Origin of the sequence: Flavobacterium sp. ZE23DGlu08 (assembly GCF_030505335.1) — a bacterium.
GTDB classification, from domain to species: domain Bacteria; phylum Bacteroidota; class Bacteroidia; order Flavobacteriales; family Flavobacteriaceae; genus Flavobacterium; species Flavobacterium algoritolerans.
In genome coordinates, this window is record NZ_CP130045.1 from 3688985 (window position 1) to 3709112 (window position 20128).

General features: G+C 34.9%; 12 protein-coding genes and 2 pseudogenes. 4 read left to right on the plus strand and 10 right to left on the minus strand.

The window, feature by feature from the left end; translation table 11 throughout:
* Positions 1–12 precede the first annotated feature (12 nt).
* From Q1W72_RS16105 to Q1W72_RS16150, 10 genes and pseudogenes are all read right to left on the minus strand, one after another.
* Positions 13–2373 (minus strand): TonB-dependent receptor, encoded by a 2361-nt coding sequence (locus tag Q1W72_RS16105; RefSeq protein ID WP_233206931.1) that lies wholly within the window; start codon positions 2371–2373, stop codon positions 13–15.
* A gap of 49 nt (positions 2374–2422) precedes the next feature.
* Positions 2423–3709 (minus strand): annotated as a pseudogene (locus Q1W72_RS16110) (HTTM domain-containing protein).
* 178 nt (positions 3710–3887) lie between these two features.
* Entirely contained in the window at positions 3888–4625 is a 738-nt protein-coding gene (locus tag Q1W72_RS16115) for a DUF2490 domain-containing protein (protein WP_099715219.1), read from the minus strand.
* On the minus strand, positions 4609–4941 hold the full coding sequence (locus tag Q1W72_RS16120; protein WP_302136412.1) for a mechanosensitive ion channel domain-containing protein: 333 nt from the start codon (positions 4939–4941) through the stop codon (positions 4609–4611). The genes Q1W72_RS16115 and Q1W72_RS16120 overlap by 17 nt, the downstream gene beginning before the upstream one ends.
* Positions 4942–5107: 166 nt before the next feature.
* On the minus strand, positions 5108–5845 hold the full coding sequence (istB, locus tag Q1W72_RS16125) for an IS21-like element helper ATPase IstB (protein ID WP_113667236.1): 738 nt from the start codon (positions 5843–5845) through the stop codon (positions 5108–5110).
* Positions 5846–5862: 17 nt separating this feature from the next.
* A complete protein-coding gene (gene istA, locus Q1W72_RS16130; RefSeq protein WP_158730039.1) occupies positions 5863–7410 on the minus strand; it encodes an IS21 family transposase in 1548 nt (515 codons plus the stop codon).
* A 173-nt stretch (positions 7411–7583) separates the two neighbouring features.
* Positions 7584–7964, minus strand: a pseudogene (locus Q1W72_RS16135) (PRTRC system protein E); the annotation flags it as partial.
* Positions 7965–7976: 12 nt separating this feature from the next.
* The gene (locus Q1W72_RS16140; protein ID WP_086452617.1) at positions 7977–8171 is read right to left on the minus strand and encodes a hypothetical protein; all 195 of its coding nucleotides are present in this window, start codon (positions 8169–8171) and stop codon (positions 7977–7979) included.
* Positions 8172–8228: 57 nt separating this feature from the next.
* Entirely contained in the window at positions 8229–9302 is a 1074-nt protein-coding gene (locus Q1W72_RS16145; protein ID WP_302136418.1) for a DUF932 domain-containing protein, read from the minus strand.
* Positions 9303–9347: 45 nt separating this feature from the next.
* Entirely contained in the window at positions 9348–9725 is a 378-nt protein-coding gene (locus Q1W72_RS16150; RefSeq protein ID WP_302136420.1) for a single-stranded DNA-binding protein, read from the minus strand.
* A 663-nt stretch (positions 9726–10388) separates the two neighbouring features.
* On the opposite strand from Q1W72_RS16150, the gene Q1W72_RS16155 reads away from it, so the two are divergent.
* The 4 genes from Q1W72_RS16155 to Q1W72_RS16170 all read left to right on the plus strand — a co-directional run bounded on the left by Q1W72_RS16155 (position 10389) and on the right by Q1W72_RS16170 (position 20127).
* The gene (locus Q1W72_RS16155) at positions 10389–11390 is read left to right on the plus strand and encodes a type IV toxin-antitoxin system AbiEi family antitoxin (RefSeq protein ID WP_302136422.1); all 1002 of its coding nucleotides are present in this window, start codon (positions 10389–10391) and stop codon (positions 11388–11390) included.
* Positions 11365–12216: a hypothetical protein gene (locus Q1W72_RS16160; RefSeq protein WP_302136424.1), complete on the plus strand. Its 852-nt coding sequence runs from the start codon at positions 11365–11367 to the stop codon at positions 12214–12216. The genes Q1W72_RS16155 and Q1W72_RS16160 overlap by 26 nt, the downstream gene beginning before the upstream one ends.
* Positions 12217–12698: 482 nt before the next feature.
* Complete coding sequence (locus tag Q1W72_RS16165; RefSeq protein WP_302136426.1) at positions 12699–16853, plus strand: two-component regulator propeller domain-containing protein; 4155 nt, start codon at positions 12699–12701, stop codon at positions 16851–16853.
* 211 nt (positions 16854–17064) lie between these two features.
* Positions 17065–20127 carry a TonB-dependent receptor gene (locus Q1W72_RS16170; RefSeq protein WP_302136428.1) on the plus strand — a complete coding sequence of 1021 codons (3063 nt, stop codon included), beginning with the start codon at positions 17065–17067 and terminating at the stop codon, positions 20125–20127.
* Position 20128: the final 1 nt, after the last annotated feature.

A 20128-nucleotide genomic window follows, 5' to 3' on the forward strand; every position in this document is an offset into this window, starting at 1 on the left:
GCTTTTATTACTCTAAAACACAAATTCTAAAGTTGTGTAAAAAGTTCTAGTATCAGAAGGTATTATTCCTGGTCCTGGGTAGCCAGTTGCTCTTCTTGTAAAATAACTATTGTTTGTAAAGTTGGTGATTCCAGCTTCCAATTTACAGTTTTTCCATTTGTAGGAGGTGGAGAAATCAGCTACATAATAGGCTGGAATTTGACCAAAAATGCCATACGTATTGTCATTTACATCTGTTTTACTGTTATTAGCTTCCGTAAATTGAGAAGAAACATAGGTAAATTGTACACTCGAAATAAAGTTTTTATACCCAATTCCTGTCTTAATGTTATAAAGCGGAACAAACTCTACCTTATTTCCTTCAATATTTGGTGCGTCTGATTTTAAATATTCCGAATCGGTGATAGCGATATTGGAGAATACATTCCAAGAAAAGTTGTCGTTTTGTTTGAAAAATGTTTTATTTAAACTCCAATCGAACATCGTTTCAAAACCATACGTGACTGCTGTTCCAATATTATCTCGGAATCGTACTATTGCTGCTGAACCATTGGGATTTCTAGTTTCATATTCACCAATTTTATCATCATAATACAATCCGTAAACACTTGCGTCAAAAGTTACTTTGTCGCCTATTTGCCCGCGAATTCCAATATCCGAAGTATAGCCTTTTTCATCTGTAATATTTTCATCAATCACCTGACTTGGACTTACGGTTCGAATATCATTAAAAGTTACAGAGCGATAGTTCTGTGAAACATTTCCATAAAATTCAATTCTGTTTCGTGGTTTATAACTTAATCCAACTCCTACTAAAACAAAGTTTCGGTCTTTTATATTATTCTCAAACTTAGTTTCGTCTAAAATCACATTTCCTGCTAAATCCAGATTTATTTTCCGATAAGAACCTTCTGCTTGTGTTTTTATTTTTTCAAATCTAAAACCTGGAGTAATAGAGAACTTAGGTGTTATTTTAAAGATATTCTCCCCAAAAACAGATACATTCAAGTTCGGATATGTATAATTGGATTGATTTTGATAAAAAGGGAATTCTGCATCGGCAACATTAAAATTGGCATCACTACCGGAGCTTCCCGGACCTTGAATTCCGGAATTTTCAGATTGGTAATATTTGGCTCCAATTAAAAAAGCACTGGTGTTGTTTTTTATTCTGTACCGTTTTAAAAATCGTGCTTCAGCACCCCAATTGACAAATTCCCCTACTATTAAATCTCTTTCCGTTCCTAATACATCAGGATTAGATACTCTATTGGAACGATATCCAACAGCTTTGCGGCTAGCATCTAGCCCAAATAATTGCAGTGAAAAATCGGCATTAGCATTAAATTTATGTTTCAAGCGCAATGCAAATAAGTTCCAGTTTACTGCAAACCAATTCATGGTTCTGTTGCTTTGTGTAGGGTTATCGTTAAACATCACATCGGTCAATCCGCCGGCTTGTTGGGCTAGATAATTAAAATAAGTGTAGTCCAAATGCAAGGAAGTTTTATCGTTTAATTGATAATTTAAATTTCCAAAATAATTTTTACTCTCGAATTCAGAATTGGATCTAAAACCATTTCCTTGCTTGTAATTATAAAAGGTATAGTAACTGAATTTATCTTTTGTACCGCTTAATGAAGTGAAATTGGTAAACAAACCATAAGATCCAATGCTATTTCTTGTTGTAAATTCGAATGGTTTTTTGCTTGGCGTTTTTAATTTAAAATTGACTAATCCGCCAAATTGGGTTCCATATTGCAATGATGCTGCACCGCGAATTACTTGAATTTTTTCGAGAGCCTCGGTAGGTGTTGCATAATAACTTTCGGGATAACCCAAAACATCGGCACTGATATCATAACCGTTTTGTCGGGTATTAAAATTGGATGTTCGGTTTGGATCCAATCCACGTCCACCAATACTTAATTGTAAACCTCCATCTGAACTTTCGTTGATTGTTAATCCTACAACTTGAGCAAATATTTGACGTGCATTGTTGGTTGCCTTGTTTGCCGTAAGTTTGTTTAACGAGATTACTTCGGTTTTCTTTCCGGCATAAATGGCCGTTTCATCAATATCTTTTAATTTATTAAGTGCAAATATTTTTTCTTTTTGTTTATTGATAACTACTTCCGAAAGGTTGGTGATTTTATCTAAAATAATAACAATACTTTCTTCGGATGTTGAAACTGTTTTTTCTAAAAAGGCATAGTTTTCTTTGTAAAAAACGAGTTCATAATTGCCTGGTTTGTCAAACTCTATTGAAAACTCTCCTTTAGCGTTAGATAGGTATTTAGTCCCGGAAGATCTATTATATACTTCAACGGAAGCCAGTATTCTACCATCGTCAGCTGTAGTTATTCCTGAAATTTTATATTAGGAAAAACTATCTATTGTAAACAATAAAAACAGGATGTAACTAAAATCCTTTAATTTCATCGTTAAAAGGTAATATCCAAGTTTTGTGATGGAATGTTTCATTTTCGTTGGTTAAATTTATTGTTGGATTGATATATTTTTGACTTAATCTTCCATTGAGAGCGACGTAGCTTTCTACTCTAACTTCCGGGTTATAAATACCTTGTTTTTGGTAATAATCGTGTAAAAAATGTGCGTATTCCAAAATAAAATCCGGTTGAAAAGACATTTGTTTTTCCTGAAAAGTGGTTAAGAAATGACTGTTATCTACCATTATATTTTCTTTTGTTTTCGCATCGGTAACACTAAATTGTGTATAACCGGCTTTTTCCATAAGCATCACGCGCCACGAAAACCGAAATCCTTCCTCTGTCCAAAATAATTCGTCTGGATACAATACATATCGAAAAGGAAACAGTAGTTGGAAAGTTATAAAAGAGGTTAAAAAGGCGATTTTAATTTTATAAATCCCATTGAAATTCTGAATTTTTTCTTTTCCGTTCTCAAAGAAAGTTATACTGAAATTGAATAATTTTGAAACAGTTAGGAAACACTTTTTATGAAAATCCGCATCAAAAAAGAGCAATGAACTTACAATCATTATAAATGGAAAAACACCAATTGGGAAAAGAATTCTAGTCAAAATATGAAATACTACCACTAAAACAAAAGCGAATAATCGGGCTCTTTTATAAAGTAATAAAAAAGGAATACTTAAATCGTACATCATTCCTGTCCAACTGAAAGCATAATGCACCCAATTCTCGTTTAATAAAGAACCAATTATTGGTAAATTTGAATTATTTGGCAACCATATTTTGAGTGGCATGGCTTTAAAAAGCCAGTCGGAATTGAGTTTTGCTATACCTGCATAAAAATAGACAATTCCTAACAGCAATTTTAAAATATCAATAGTCCAACTCGGGATTTTCTAAAAGGCACTTTTTGGATTTCTATAGGCATCAACAGAAAAATAGGCGTTTGCCGGCAGAAAAATCATTATAAAACTCACAACCGTAATAAAATAATAATGGTTTAGGTAAGTGGTTTTATCCATAAATTCTATTTAGGTAAAGCTCAGGAAAAAGGTAATGATCGATAATTTATATTTGTATCCAATGGCGACAAATAAGGCAGCTAATCCTGAAATAAAAAACAATAAATAAGTATAAATTCCTAAAGGCTTTACCCACTCAAAACCATAATACGTAAAGTGAAATTGGGGTTGGATATAAAATTTATCAATCCAACCGTAACTCACAAATCGTATTAGACTTAAAACCATCATAACGCCAAACGCTAGCCTAAAAAAAGCTAGCGTTGATGCCTCTTGAAATTCTTCTTACACATTTATCGAAAAACCCATAAGGTATGGATGTAGAGTGGTTCCGTTCAACACAGCTTTCATTGTTCGTGCTACGCACGCAACGAAAGCTTAGCTGTTAGGTACTGGCGTTCTCATATTGTCAATTGTCTTTAAGCTCATTTTCTGTTTCTATTTTTGTTGCCAATTTTCGGAACAGTTCAAAATAAAAACCTACTACAAGAAAGTCCCGACCTGTTTCATCATTTATTTTATAGTCGAACTGATGTAAGTACCCCAATTGGATTGTTGAGCCTTTTGAAGGTTTATAGTTCAGTGTCATTTGTATTCTGTTCCGTTCAAAGTAAGGCTCGTTGTCGGTAAAAAACAATTCGTTACTAATGCTTGTCTGAAAAGGTTTGTACCCATTTCGTTCTTTCCCAAATGGATAAGATGCACCTAATCTATAACGAAAACGGTTACGGTAGCCATTGCTCGTCCATCGCAATTCTGCTCTGTATCGTTGTTCTATTTTAAATTTACCGACTGATTGAAAAAGTATTACCTGTGGCCAAAGTCTAAATTCGTCATTATTTTTTGGTAGAACAAAATTGCCTCCTTCTTTATATGTTTGGTAGCTACCTGCTCCTAATGTCAAATTTACATTTTTATGAACTTTGTAGTTTATACCGCCTTTATATTCGTAATAGTGAAAGTCGTTGTAAAATTTTAATGAACGCAATTGTGCTTCGCCAAATAAGCTTAGTTTGTCATTGTGATTGTATTTGATATTTAATATATTCCAAGAGCCTAAATCGAATTGCTGTGCATAAGTTATCGTAGGATAAATCATAAAACTCAATAGAAATAGTATCGTTCGTTTGTTATTTATTAACTTCATTTTTGATAGATTTTTCTACTACCAAAAATGAACTTTTTAATAGTAAGGCATTTGGGATTGTTAATACTCCTCTGTTTGGCGTTTTTATGAAGATAAAAAAGTAAGTAATATCTATTAGCTCACCTTCAGTTTCTTTCCCTTCAAAAGTTATTGCTATGGTATCACCAACTTTTATTGGGTGTTGGAAAAAAAGAATTAGGCAAGCTGTAATATTCGTAAGAATGGACATTTCAGCAAAAAGTGCTACACCAAAAACAGTAAGTAACGAACTTGCAAATATTAAAATGTTTTCTTGCTTAACACTCCATATAGCCACTATGATTGCAAATTCCAGTGATATTGACCACCCAATTCCAATTTAAAGTGAGCACCTGATTCCAATTCAAAATGACCACCCAATTCCGGGGCAAAATGACCACCCCATTTTTCATTAAAAACTACTCTTTTTCATCTGTTAATTAGTGTTCAAATATACTTAAATATTATCCTTTGTTTATCCCTCTTTTTTTTCTCATAGATTCTCCATGTAATTCGAGTCGATGAGATTGATGTATCAGCCTATCCAAAATTGCATCAGCTATGGTTTTTTCTCCAATGATGTCATACCAGCCTTGCACTGGGATTTGTGAGGTTACAATGATAGAACCGTTATTATGCCTGTCTTCAATGATCTCTAAAAGGGTAATTCGGTTACTGCTATCCAAAGCTTGGAGTCCAAAATCGTCTAATATAATAACATCTTGCCGTTCTATTTTGGCCAATTCTCTCAGGTAAGAACCATCTGCTTTGGCCATTTTTAATTTAGCAAACAGCTTCGAAGTATTAAAATAACTTACTTTAAAACCTTGGATACAGGCTTGATAACCTAATGCTGTGCCTAAATAACTTTTGCCTACACCAGTGCTTCCCGTTATTAAAATGTTTTCATTTTTTTCGACAAATTCACATTCTGCCAGACGCAGTATGGTATTTCGATCCAGATTACGGGTTTGGTCAAAATTGATACTTTCAATATTTGATTTGTAATGGAATCGGGCGTTGGTGATACTGCGGGCAATACGCCGATTGTGCCTTTCATCCCATTCGGCATCAATAAGCATCGATACAAACTGATCGAGCGTGTAATGGTCTGTTTTTCCGCTTTCAATGGCTGTTTTAAAAGCATTGTGCATGCCGTAAAGCTTCATTTGTTTCATTTTTGTTACTGTGGATTCATTCATGATTACTGTGTTTTAATTTAATTATAATACTGTTTTCCTCTTATGTTAGCGTGAATTGGAAGTTCCTGCTCAGGTTCTTGTTCAAATTCGATATGATCTAAGTTGTTTTCTAAAATATTTTGAATGGTCTTAAAATTGTAAATTTTAAAATCAAGTGCCCGCTTACAGGCATTTATTAATCGCTCTTTCCCTACCTTTTTCTCGAAGTTTAATATTCCCAAACAACTTTTATAAGCCTGTTCAGGATGGTTTCTACTTTCAATTATTTGCATAATATATTCTGCTACTGACTCGTCAATACTACTGGCCCAATCAATGAAGCGGGCAGCACTCCACTGAGCTACAAATTGATGCGTGCTAGCCATATGTTCCGGGATTGTGGTATAGATATAAGGTTTGTAATTCCTTGGATGGATGGCTATTCGATTGTATTTGTGATAGATCTCTACCGTTGATTTGGTATACAATAGTTTCGCTTTTTTCTTGACATATTGATACGGAACGCTATAGTAATTTTTGTCCTGACTTAATTGAACATGCCCATTTTGCATTACTGTTGCAAAGGATTGGTATTTGATTTCAAAACGTTCTTGTGGTAATGGACTTAGTTTTTGTTGTTCATCTTCTAAAAATAATTCTATCCGAGAGTACGGACGTCCTGTGAGTTTTCGACTGTTATGAGCATCCAATAAATCCCATATTTGCTGGTTTAATTCTTCCAGAGAAAAGAATTTAGTTTCTTTTAGATTTACATAAATCCTTCGATACAAGATCTTAACAGCTCCTTCAACCAATGATTTGTCTCGGGGTTTATAAGCCCTGGCAGGCAAGATTGTAGTTTGGTAATGTTCGGCTAAATCAGCCAAGGTTTCATTAATGGTGGGTTCAAAACGACTGCTTTTTATCACTGCAGATTTTAAATTATCCGGAACAATTGCCGCAGGAGTACCTTCAAAAAAACGCATAGCATTTTCTACCGATGTAACAAAATCTTCCTTTTGTTGGCTCATGGAAGCTTCGGCATAGGTGTATTGACTGGCTCCTAATATGGCTACAAAAAATTGTACTTCTTTAATTTCTCCCGTGTCTTTATCAATGATGGAGAGTGTTTTTCCAGCATAATCCACATACATTTTATCACCCGCTTTGTGATTCATGTGCATCACTGGATTGACTCGTTTGCTCCATATTTTATAATGATGTCCAAATTGCGAGCTTCGGTAACCATTAGGATTTAGGACAATATATTGCTCCCACATGTGCTGTATGGTAACGCCAACTTTTTTTAGTTCGCGTTCCATTTTAGGAAAAAAATCATAAAGAAGCTGCAGTTTGGGACTGATTGATTCCACGGTAGTGTGTGAGAACAAAAGTTCTAACTCAGCATCAGTTTTTTCACTAATTACTTCAAAACTTAATCCTAGCACTTCAAATAAAGAAATATACTTCTTTACCGTATTTCTAGAAAGAGATAAGTACTTACTTATGAATAACTTACTTTTTCCGTTACAGTAGAACTTAATTGCTTTTCTAATTTTACTCATGTCTGTTATTTTGTTTGCCATAATCCGTCTTTTTTTAACGAATGTATGGTGCTAACAACATGAAAAAGTAAGTAGTTTTTGATGATCAATTGTACCCCAAAATTAGGTGGTCAATTTGAACTGGAAAGTGGTGGTCAGTTTGCTCCGAAACTGGTGGTCAATTTGCACTGGAATAGGATGGTCAATTTGACTGGTTTTTCCACCTTTACCATACCGTCTTTAAACTTCTTGTCTTTGGCTTCCTGTTCTTTCTTTTGTGTGTCGGATTTTTCCTTTTCCATTGCCGATTGCTTTTTAGCTTCTTCCAACTGTTTCATAAAGGCTTCCATATTTACCATTAAACCTGAAGCGGTTTGCAAAGGAGTTGTTATCTGCTGAAAAAATCCCTCATCCAATTCTTCTGCCGTTCCCCTTAGATTAAGTGGTGGTATCAGTTGTTTTGCGTTATCTCCACATTGCTCATTTTGAAGTATTATAGAAACAATAAGGTTGTTTTCTATACCCTTTGATATAGTGAGTTGTAAATCTCCTGTAATGCCCATTTGCGCTATCTGATTGAAAAAATTTGTGTTCATCGTTCTAAAAATTTAATTGTTTTTACATGGCTCTTTTATTACTGTTAACTTCTCGTATATATCTGTCCAATAGGTGTTCTGCCTTTTATCAAAATCGGAGTAGCTTTTATCTTCGTGCATGTATTTTTTGTACTGTTTGGTTATACGGATTGCTTCTTTAAGGTCTGTTACTTCAATAGGGCAACCGTTTAAATCTGTTACTTTCATTTTTTGCTATTTAAAAGCAACCACCCGAAGGCGGTCGCCTGTGGTTATACATTCAGATTAATTGAAATTGAATACGTCTGCACCGATTTTATCGAAAGAAGTGCATAATTCAAATGCTTTCTGTGATTTGATTTGAGCTGTTCCACCCATTACAATACTTTGTAACTTGGCTTCATCATCTTTGTAATTGCGTACATTCTGATAGTAGCCTGTCACAGCATTGTACGCCCCGAACAATGTGCCTTTGGTGGTATCCATTTGTTGAGTGTCGCTTGTCATAGCGTATGCAAAGGCATCTTGCACCACATTTTTGAACACGGTGGAAACTTCATCGTCCGCACCCTTTTTAAGCAAATCCAATGTTTCCTTGTTCGGGCAAAGAGCCAATTGGATTAGTTTTTTTACTTCTTGGTCAGTAACCTTTAGTTTAGCCCACTGGTTGAATATTCCTTCTAACTGGTTGCTTAAGGTATGCGCTAATCCCATAACCTTGTGGGCATTTTCCAAGTGCTGTTTTGCTCCCGAAGTATGTTTGATGCGTACCACATTACTCATCGAACGAAGCGAGGCGTTAAGGGTATTTTGGCAAATAATACGGATAGGGGTGAAGGCTGCTGTTATGCTTCCACTGCCATTGTGTGAAGTGGTTAAGAAAATGTACTTTTCCGTTACATCATCGCCATTTCCTACTCGGATATAGTCGGGTAGTTTGGCAGTGATAAAGATGCGTTCCCCTTGTCCCAATGCTCCTGCGGTTTCATACAATATTCCCTCGTCACCGCCTACAATAGCATCAAAGAAATTGAACGCTTCACGGTTTTGTACGATGTGGTAATCTTTACCCACCACACCCAATACGGCATTGTTATCGGTACGGATATTGGCAAAGTAGTTGGGAACGTGCAGTTCGTTGTTGCCTATTTCTATATCGTTTGCCGTTTCAATAATGCCCGAACATTTTGTATATAGCGGTGTTTTGATGACTTCATAGTCTAATCCTGCATGTTTTATAGCTTCTTCGCTTGTTGGGTATTGCTCTACAATTTGCCCCAAACCGTGCCATGCTTTTTCTTGTACGCTAAAGAATGAATAACGTCCTGTTGTGCTGTTGAAATTGATATTATGTGCCATGATTAAATGATTTAAAAAGTTTAAATATTATTTAGATACTCGTTGTTAAAATGGGAGGTCGTCCTTTGTATCGTCATTGTTGTTTACTGTAGGAGCTTGTACCGTATCTACTTTTTTACCTCCCCCGTGCAGTTTGATTTGCGAGGTGTTGTAATTCAGTCCTGCGTGCGGTTGTCCGTCACTGCCTGTCCACGCTCTTGCGGTCACTTTGCCTGTAAGTTCTACCACCGTACCTTTTGTGAGTATCTGCGCTACTTTTGGGCTAAGCCAGTATGCGCAGTCGAAATACGTTGTCTGCTCTATGCGTTCGCCCACTTTGTTTTTGTAGCTGTCGTTGATAGCTACCGAAAAGTTTACTACTGTTTTGCTGTTCGACACGTTGCGTACCTGCGCATCCGCTGTCACTCTTCCTGTGATGTTCATAATTTCTACGATTTTTAGTGATTAATTTTTTTTGAAATTTTATTCGGCAATGAGAGGAGGTGCTGTTTTGTTTCATCAAATCCATTTTTAATATTTTACTTTTCATTGCTGACATTTTTTTTATTCGTCTAAAGAGCCGGAGTATGCTATGTTTCGTTTCAGGAGCATAAAAAGGTTAGTGTTTAGCAATAGCAAGGTTTTGACAAAAAAATACAACACGGATGGGTGGAGATTTTTTGTCAAACCTGAAGGGCCTGGCCTTGCTATTGCGTTAAGAACACGGAATTACCTTTGCTGCTGAAATGAGACAAAAGCATACTGGTTATTGAATTTAAAAATGACCGGGAAGTAATGAAGAGATTGGGAAATGGTTTTAATGATCAGAAAATTTCATCAATATGACCAAAGCTCTAAATCGATGTTTAGATTTTTTTTAAAACTGCTGCTGATAGAGTTATTATTATTATTATTATTATTATTAGATGTAGTTACAGCACAAATAGCTGCTGTTGGTACTGCTGATAGAGGTATTGATTATATATTAGATGTAGCTGTAATATGAAAAGTTGATGCTGATGTTGTTAATATAGCTAAATAATTATACATTTGTTCACTAATGTTAAGTGTTCACGTTTTCGTGAACATAAATATAAAGTGAACAAGATGAACGAGCAGTACATTATACAGAACGCAATACATAGTCTTCATAAAGATGAGATACGGGCTGAATGGAGAGAAGCAGCTAATGATGGTTTCATTGATGGAAAGCTGACGCTTCATATGAAGCATCATCCAGCTGTTGTATTAAATGTAGAAGTTAAAAAAGAACTACGTGGAATGCATCTTACTATTATGGAGGATAAGGCACGTAATGAAGCACCATTTATGATAGTTGCTGATCGTATATTTCCTAAGGTTAAGCAGGAGTTAAAGGAAAAGCAAATCAATTACTTGGAGGCAAGCGGAAACATGTTCCTGGTAATGGATGGTCTTTACATTAATATTGACGGCAGGAAAAATGAGGTTACTGCAACTACAGGCGGCAACCGTGCTTTTACAAAGACTGGGCTGCAGGTCATATTCCAGTTTCTAATTGAAGAAGAATGGGTAAATCGGCCATATCGTGAAATAGCGCAACGCACCGGTACAGGCTTGGGTAATATCAATAATATATTCAATGGGCTGGCACAGGAAGGTTTTCTTTTACAGCTGACAAAGAATGAGCAGAAGTTGGAAAATAAAAAGCAACTGTTGGAAAAATGGATTTTGGAATATGAGAAACGCCTTAAGCCAACGTTAAATATTGGTACATTCAGGTTTCTGAAGGAAGAAGATTTTTACAATTGGAGAGGAATCCCTCTTAAAAACCAAAAAACATATTGGGGCGGAGAACCTGCCGGGGCAATTTATACCAATTACCTGCGTCCGGAAGAGTTGACAATTTATACCGCAGAAGAGTGGAATGATTTGATCAGGAACTATAGATTGGTTCCGGACAAGCAAGGAAACGTCAAGGTATTTAAGAAATTCTGGAAACATGATGAAGCAAACGAAAATGCAGTGCATCCACTTTTGGCATATGCCGATTTAATGAATAAGGGAGATAGAAGATGTACAGAAACAGCACAAAAAATATACGATGAGTATCTACAAGATAAGTTTTAAGCAATTAAGGCAAGAAGCAAAACTTTCAGAAATGCTTACGGCATTAGAGAGGGGTTTAAAAAAGTTTAGTATAGATTTTTATCTCGTTGGGGCAGTGGCACGCGATGTTTGGATGTCCGCAATAAATGACATTCCGCCAAGCCGTATTACGGGAGATATAGATTTTGCTGTTTTCATCAATGATAAAGGAACCTATGAAGAATTAAAAAAATATCTGATAGAGGCTGAAGGATTCCATCCATACAAAGGCAATGCATTTGTACTGGTGTGGAAAAGTTACATTCAAGTTGATTTACTGCCGTTTGGCGAGATAGAAGGTAAAGGATCTCATGTAAGGGTCGAAGGCACCGGTCTTACAGATGTTAGTGTTCCCGGTTTTAAGGAAATATATGATGCAGGACTTCCGGAAGCAGAACTGGAAGGAAAGCACCACTTTAAATTCTGCACGCTTCCAGGAATAGTATTGTTAAAGTTGATGGCATATGAGGACCGACCTGAAATCCGTAGGGACGATATCAAAGACATCGGTAAGATTTTAAAGCACTTCTTCGACATGTATGCCGAAGAGATTTATACAAACCATCTCGATTTATTTGGTCAAGATCAAGAACTCGATATGCTGGCTGCACGCGTTATGGGTCGGGATATGGCAAAAATAGCAAGACTGAATGAAGAGTTGTTTACCAGAATCGCAGCTCTGCTGGATAAGAATACGGTAAGCCCTGCCAGTAGTGAAATAGCAAAAATTATGGCTGAGTTTTTCGAAAATACGGTTCAGGCTAGCATGGATATGTTGATTGAGATTAAGGTCGGATTTATGGAGTAGGATTAATATTGTATCATAATATAATGAATTCGGAATTTAAAACAAGGGATAGAATCTTACTTTAAAAAAGAGGCTGCAGTAAAAATATTAAATTTTTCGTAAGCCTGCATCCACTTTAACTTAGTATGGCCAGTATTTATTGTTTCCCTCCTTGAAGAAGAACTTTGTAGACAACTAAGAATTTTTAGTATTAATGATTTAGTACAAATGCTGCTTATTATCAATAGTATTTGTGTTTAAGACTTTTTTGTATATTTGAGAAATTATTAAATACTTCAATTTCTTTAAAAAAAACAGCTACTCTTATAGAAATTTAGGGGCACTTAGAGTAATCAATTTTTGTCTGCAAGCTGAAAGAGAAAAAAAGGAAATAATAGATGCAGTAGTACCTACAATACGGTATTATTAATTTCGATAAGATCAAAACAATCAGACTAAAATCCAAATTGAAAATCCAAATTCTATTTATTAGCTTAATTTTTATGAGCGTTTTATCTTGTAAACATCAGGGAACTGATACAAAACAAGACACAACGGAATCAATTGACGCAAAATCACTTAATTTAATTAAGAAGAAATCTCTAGTTGCATCATTGACCCCAAATATTAAATACTTTACAGAGCAATTAGACAATACAAAAGGACTTTCAAACAGTTCCGTAAATGCTATTTTTCAGGACTCTGAAAATTTACTTTGGATAGGAACTTGGGACGGACTCAACAGATACGACGGAAGTAATTTTAAAATTTTTAGACCGGAACTTGATAATGAAAATAGCTTGAGCAATCAGGTTATTCTTAAAATAGCCGAGGATAAAACAGGCCAAATATGGATATTAACCATTCACGGTATCAATAGATTTGATAAAAAGACAGGAACTTTTCACCGGTATTATTTTTCCAGAGCCAATACACCACCACTCTCCGAATCAGAATTTAATATGGCACTAGATAGTTCGAAAAATGTCTTTTGTGCGGTTAAGGATTGGGGAATTGGATATTTTGATGGCTCGGTTTTTCAAGTATTAGATAATAAAAAGTTTCCTTCCACGGCAGTACAAAAAATGGAATTCGCATCTACTGGCGAACTTTTGGTGTTGTTTGCAAACAATGATTTGTATTCAATGTCAATTAAGGATTTGGGTAACCAAAAAAAAGCAATTTCGAAAGCAACATTAATTTCCAAAGGTATTCGAACATTTAATACTGTTTCAAAACAAAAAATTTGTCTTATTTCTACTGATGGAAAGGCAAGATTATATTCAGTTTATAACAAAACGAGTGAAACAATTGCTGAAGATTATGTTGTAAATAGTATTGGTCAGGTTTCTGATGGACTTGTCCTTTCAGGAAAGTCAGGTTATTTTATTATTGACGAAAATGGACAAAAAAGAAGTACATCTTGGTTGAAACTGCTGCAGAATCAAAAAGTGACAACCTTATTCCAGGGGAGTGAAAATATTATTTGGACGGGAACGGATGGTGATGGAATTTTTAAGATGTACCCACTTAAAAAATCATTTAATTTAGTTACAAAAGCACAAGTCCCCATGCTTGATGGGGGAATTGTTCGCGCATTTCTGGAGGTTGAAGGGAATTCATTCTGGGTTGGTACAAAAGGTAAAGGGTTGTTTCGTTTCTATTCCGGTTTTTATTTAAATCCAGATAATCCATTGCAGTATTCTACTTTCAATGAAAATAACAGTGCTATAAACAATTCGGTATATGCTTTATCCAAAGGAAAAAATGATTTGATTTTTATTGGAACAGATGGAGCCGGATTAACCATTTTTGATTTGAAATATTCTAAACTTATTAATTGGAATCAAATTTTAGGAAGTGCTGAGTGTAGTTATTTTAAATCCATTTATTCAATTTTTCAAGATGAGAAAGGATTTGTTTGGCTTGGGACAAATGGATTTGGGATGATTCGTTGCAAAATTGAGCGTGTTGGTTCACAACTTAAAGTAACCGATTTCAAGCAATATCTAGCCAGCAATAAGACAGGAACGCTTAGTAGTACAATTATTTTTGCTATTGTACCAAAAGATGAGAACCAGCTTTGGATTGGTACTCGTTTGGGCGGTTTAAATCTTTTTGACAAAAATACGGAAAAATTTCAAACCTTTAAAAATATAAAAGACGACCCAAAAAGTCTTTCCAATAACGATATTCTATGTTTACAGAAAGACGTTCAAAACAGGCTTTGGATAGGTACAAGTTTTGGATTAAACCTTTTGGAAGATTTAAAGCCTGATGGGAAAGCTATTTTTAGAAGTTTCACGGATAAAGAGGGACTTCCTAATAATACTATTCACGGAATTGTATCGGATCAGAAATCGAATCTTTGGATTAGTACAAATTTTGGTTTGTCTAACTTTAATCTCAATGGATTTAAATTTATTAATTATACAAAAAATGAAGGGCTTCAGAATAATGAATTTGCCGATGGGGCTTTCTACCAAAACACCAAGACAGGCTTTGTTTTTATGGGAGGAATCAAAGGATTTAATTATTTTTTGCCTCAGAATATAAAGGAGTCAGCACTAGTTCCTGATATTTTTATAGATAAAATTAGCGGTCAGAATCAAGCTACTCCTTATTATCAGGGATTAGTTATCTCGCCGAATTCTAAAGAAGCTCCTTCGATTGTCTTAAAACACAATCAGAATTTTTTTGACATTGAAATGGCTGCTTTAACGTATATAAACAGTGAAAAATGCCAATATGCGTATCAATTAAAGAATTTTGATAAGAATTGGAATGCAATCAATAATAGGCGAATTATATCCTTTACAAATGTACCTAAGGGGAACTATTCTTTATGGATAAAATGGACCAATAGCGACGGCGTTTGGAGTAAACCTGTTCATGCAATTGATATCCGGATTAAACCTGTATTTTGGCAATCCAATCTTGCCATTGTAATTTACATTGTTTTGGTAATGCTTTTCATTTTGTTTGTGCTCAGTTATTACAAGAAACGACAGTCTTTAAGTCAAAATATTCTTTTTAGAAAACGTGAAGAAGAACTTCATGAAAACCGACTTACATTTTTTACCAATGTGGCACATGAATTCCAGACACCTTTGACATTAATTGTTGGACCCGTTCAAAAATTATTGGAGACACAAAATCTCAATGAGAGAAACCAGAAGTATATTCAGATGATTCAAAGGAATTCATCACGATTGCTTTTTCTGACCCAGCAATTATTAGAATTTAGAAAAGCGGAATATGATTACCTTGAAGTTACAGTAAAAGAATTTGATCTTGTGAACTTAGTGGAGCAAATAGCTGAATTGTTTGATGAATGGGCATTAGATAAAAATATTGAGTATAAAGTGGATTTTCCCGCATCATTGCAAGGTTGGTACGACAAGGATAAAATCGAGAAAATTGTTTTCAACCTGATGTCAAATGCTTTTAAATATACTCCTGTAAAAGGAAAAATAAACCTCGTATTTAATATCGAAGAGGCAAATTCAAAGCGATTGAACATTACCATTGTAAATACAGGTAAAGGAATTTCAAAGCAGAAATTAGAGTCGTTATTTGACAGATTTTTTGTCCCTGGTGTCAATGGAAATTCAGAAACTGATATGTTTAGGACCGGTATTGGCTTGGCTTACATCAAAAGGCTTGTAACTGTATTACGCGGTGAAATTCAAGTTTCAAGTATTGCCAATGAAGAAACGAGATTTACAATTCTGCTGCCATGTGACAAAGAATCCTTTACGGAAAAAGAATTGGATTCTGGAGTAAGTCCAATTTTGATTTCGCAGCATCTTAAAAATATTTTGGAAGAAATTCCAAATGCTTCAAATGACATTTCTAATAAAATTTCATCTTTGGAACAACTGGAGGATAATAGAAAAGTGATTTTGATAGTCGAAGATGAAAAAGAAATTCATTTATTTCTCAAGGATTTATTGGAATTAAAGTATAAAATAATAGTTGCTTATAATGGTTTAGAAGCTTTAGAAATACTAAAAGATACATTCCCTGATATTATCATAAGTGATGTTATGATGCCAGAAATGGACGGTGTAGAACTTTGTAGAATAGTAAAGCAGGACTTAAATACCTGTCACATTCCATTTATAATGCTTACCGCAAAAGATTCTGTTATTCACAGAATTGAAGGTCTGGATAGTGGAGCCAATTCGTATATTCCAAAACCTTTTTATCCGGATCATTTATTGGTACGAATACAAAAATTATTAGAAGAGAAAGAGTTGATTTCGCAATATTTTTCACAGGAAACGCTTACGGATAACCTTTCGAAACTTCCAGTGAATTATGAGGATAAAGATTTTATAAAAAAGGTTATTGATTTAATTCGTCGCAATATCGATAATGAAAATTTGCAAAGTTTATTTATTGAAAAAGAATTAGGCATCAGTAATTCTCAATTGTATCGAAAAATAAAACAACTATTTGGTTTTACTCCGGGGGATTTAATACGAACGATACGTTTAAAGTATGCAGCTGAACTGCTGCGTAAAAATGTATTAACAGTTTCAGAGGTATGTTACCAATCCGGTTTTAATAATCGCTCCTACTTTTACAGGGAGTTTAAAAAAATCTATAATACCACACCCAAGAATTATCAATTAAAGTTTAGAGGTAAATAATATGGGGTCTATTTAATTATCTAAATAACAGCGTATTACAGTATGGTGTACACTTTTGATGAAATAGTGTACACCTTTTTTTATACTCCATATTTACTTTTATGAACTGATATTTAAGCCAAAAAAAAACATTAATGTATTTAATTAACCTAATTTTTATAGACATGAAAAAAATAACACAGTTTATTAACCAATTTAATACTTTCTAGTAATGAGAAAAAATATGATTTATAATTTGTTCTTAATTTGGACAATAGTATCAGGGAGTGTTCTAAGTGCACAAACAGTTAAGGGAGTTGTTTCGGATAACAGCGGTCCATTACCACAAGTAAATATTAGTGTAAAGGGAACCCAAATAAATACGGTAACTGACTTTGACGGTAATTACAGCATCAATAATGTAGAGGCTAATGCAATTTTAGTTTTCAGTTATATTGGGTATGTAACTAAGGAAGTTCCTTTTCAGGGAAATAGTACAGTTAATGTTGTTTTAGTTGAAGATTCACAAAAATTAGGAGAAGTAATTGTGGTAGGATATACCAGCCAAAAAAAGGCTTCTATCACTGGTGCAATAAGCACGGTGGATATGGGAGATTTGTCTAAAACCAGAATTGCCGATGTAGCTCAGGCATTGCAGGGACAAATCGCAGGAGTGTTTGTGGCTGCGAATACAGGCGCACCTGGCGATGGGATTAAATTGCGTATCAGAGGAGAAGGGACTCTTGGTAATAATGAAGTTTTGTATGTAGTTGACGGAGTTCCCACACGAGATATATCGTTCCTGAGTCAATCTGATGTCAAAACGATGACAGTACTTAAAGATGCCGCTGCGGGTGCTATTTATGGTTCGAGAGCTGCAGGAGGAGTTGTTTTGATTACGACTAAAAGCGGACTTAAAGGAAGAAGCAGTTTTGATGTAGATTATTTTTCAGGAATTCATTTTGCTACAAATCTTCCTAAAATGCTGAATACGGATCAATATTTAACTGTAAAAGATCAAGCTTGGCATAACACGGCAGGAAATGCAGCATCAGCAGTAAGTCCTTATGCCGCTGACAGAAATAGAACTGATTTATCTGATACAGATTGGCAGGACGAATTATTTACTACCGGTATCTCAAAAAACTTCCAAGCTTCTGCGAGCGGGGGATCAGAAAACGTACAGTATTTATTTTCTGGTGGATATTTTGGACAAGACGGAATTGTAGTTGAAAATAACGACAGGTATCAGCGATTCAATTTTAGGTCTAATGTAAGTGCTGATGTTTCGGACCGATTCAAAGTAGGCACTAACATTCAGCTGAGTTATGCAAAACAGGATAAATTATCTTCCAGTGGTGATGTACCTGGTGTGATTCGTCAAGCATTGATTCGTACACCAGTAATTGGAGTGTATAAAGATGTAAACGACCCAACGTATTCTGCCAGTAATCCATACACTGATTTACCTTTTTACACTGGACCCAACGAGGGATGGAGTAAAATTTATGAATTTGGTTCCAATCCAATTGCTATAGTTCATTTTACAGATGATAAAAGAAATACGTTTCAAACTTTTGGAAATGTTTTTGGTGAATATGCCTTGCTAAAAGATAAATCTTTAAAGTTTAAAAGTAATTTGGGTGTGGATATTCGGTTTACTCATAATAAAAATTTCGCATCAAACTATGGAGATTCTAATATCAGCGATACTTCTAATCCATTTTTTGGCTTAGGAAGAAATAACCGACCTAATGGTTTAGACGAAAATAGAGGACAAGACATGGCATTCACGTTCACCAACACGTTAAATTATTTAAAGACATTTAATGATTTGCACAACGTAAATCTATTGTTAGGAATGGAAAGTATTTCCAGTAAATCCGCTGCAATTGGCGGTAGCAGACAAAATTTTGATAATACTACCGATGCCTTCAGATACCTTGATTATGGAAGTTTAGTAAATATTTATAATTCCGGATCAGCCAGTAACTGGGCTTTATTATCTTATTTTGCTTCAGGAACGTATGGCTATGCTAATAAATATTTTGCAACAGCAACAGTACGTGCAGATGCTTCTTCGAGATTTGGACCCAATAATAAATGGGGTTACTTTCCTTCAGTTTCTGCAGGTTGGGTACTATCTGAAGAAGGATTTATGGATAAAGCAGATTGGATTTCGAATTTAAAAGTAAGAGCAAGTTGGGGACAGGCAGGAAATCAAGAATTACCAAATAATGCATATGAGACTCTGGTATCGTCAACAGGAGGAGTTATAAATGTAATTCGTTACGGTAACCCGGATTTAAAATGGGAAACGACCACGCAAACTAACTTTGGTTTAGATTTAGGGATTTTAAAAAATAAATTGTCATTTACTGCAGATTATTTTAGTAAAACTACTGATGATATTTTATTGACCGTAGGCTTACCCGCAGTTTCAGTTGGTGTTATTCAACGAACCTTCGTAAATGCAGGGGAAGTTACTAATAAGGGATTTGAATTTGGGGTGAATTTTCAAAATAATGACAATGAATTCACGTATGGTATCAATGCTAATGTTGCCACATTAACTAATAGGGTAAATAAATTACAAGAATTTGTAAAGAACTTAACGGATGATTTTACACGTACAAAAACGGAAGTAGGTCAACCAATAAGTTCGTTCTATGGGTATCAATTTGATGGAATCTATCAAAACACGGCAGAAGTTAACACCCATTTGTTTTCAAATTCAAATGCTACACAACCAGGAGATATAAAGTTTAAAGATTTAAATGGTGACGGACAAATAAATGCCGATGACAGAACTTTTATTGGTAATCCAATTCCAAAAGTAACGTATGGAATCAATTTTAATGCAGGTTACAAAAACTTTGATTTTTCATTTTTATTGCAAGGCGTTGAAGGTGTTGATCGTTATAATGATCTGAAACAGATTCTAAATTATGATAGCCGCCCATTCAATTCTACAACAGCAGTATTGGATAGTTGGAATGGCGAAGGGACAAGCAATACTATACCTCGACTTACTTTTAATAATAATGGTGGTGGTAATGTCTCTAGTGTTTTTGTAGAAGATGCTTCCTATTTGAGATTAAAAAATATTGAACTTGGGTATACTTTCGGCAAGTCAATCATTGGTTTACAAGACCTTCGTTTGTATTTGTCAGGCCAAAATTTATTTACAATTACGGACTACACAGGCTTGGATCCAGAGTCGACTTCTTTAATAGACAAAGGAACATATCCTCAATCTAAGTCGTTTATTTTTGGAGTGAGAGTAAAACTTTAAA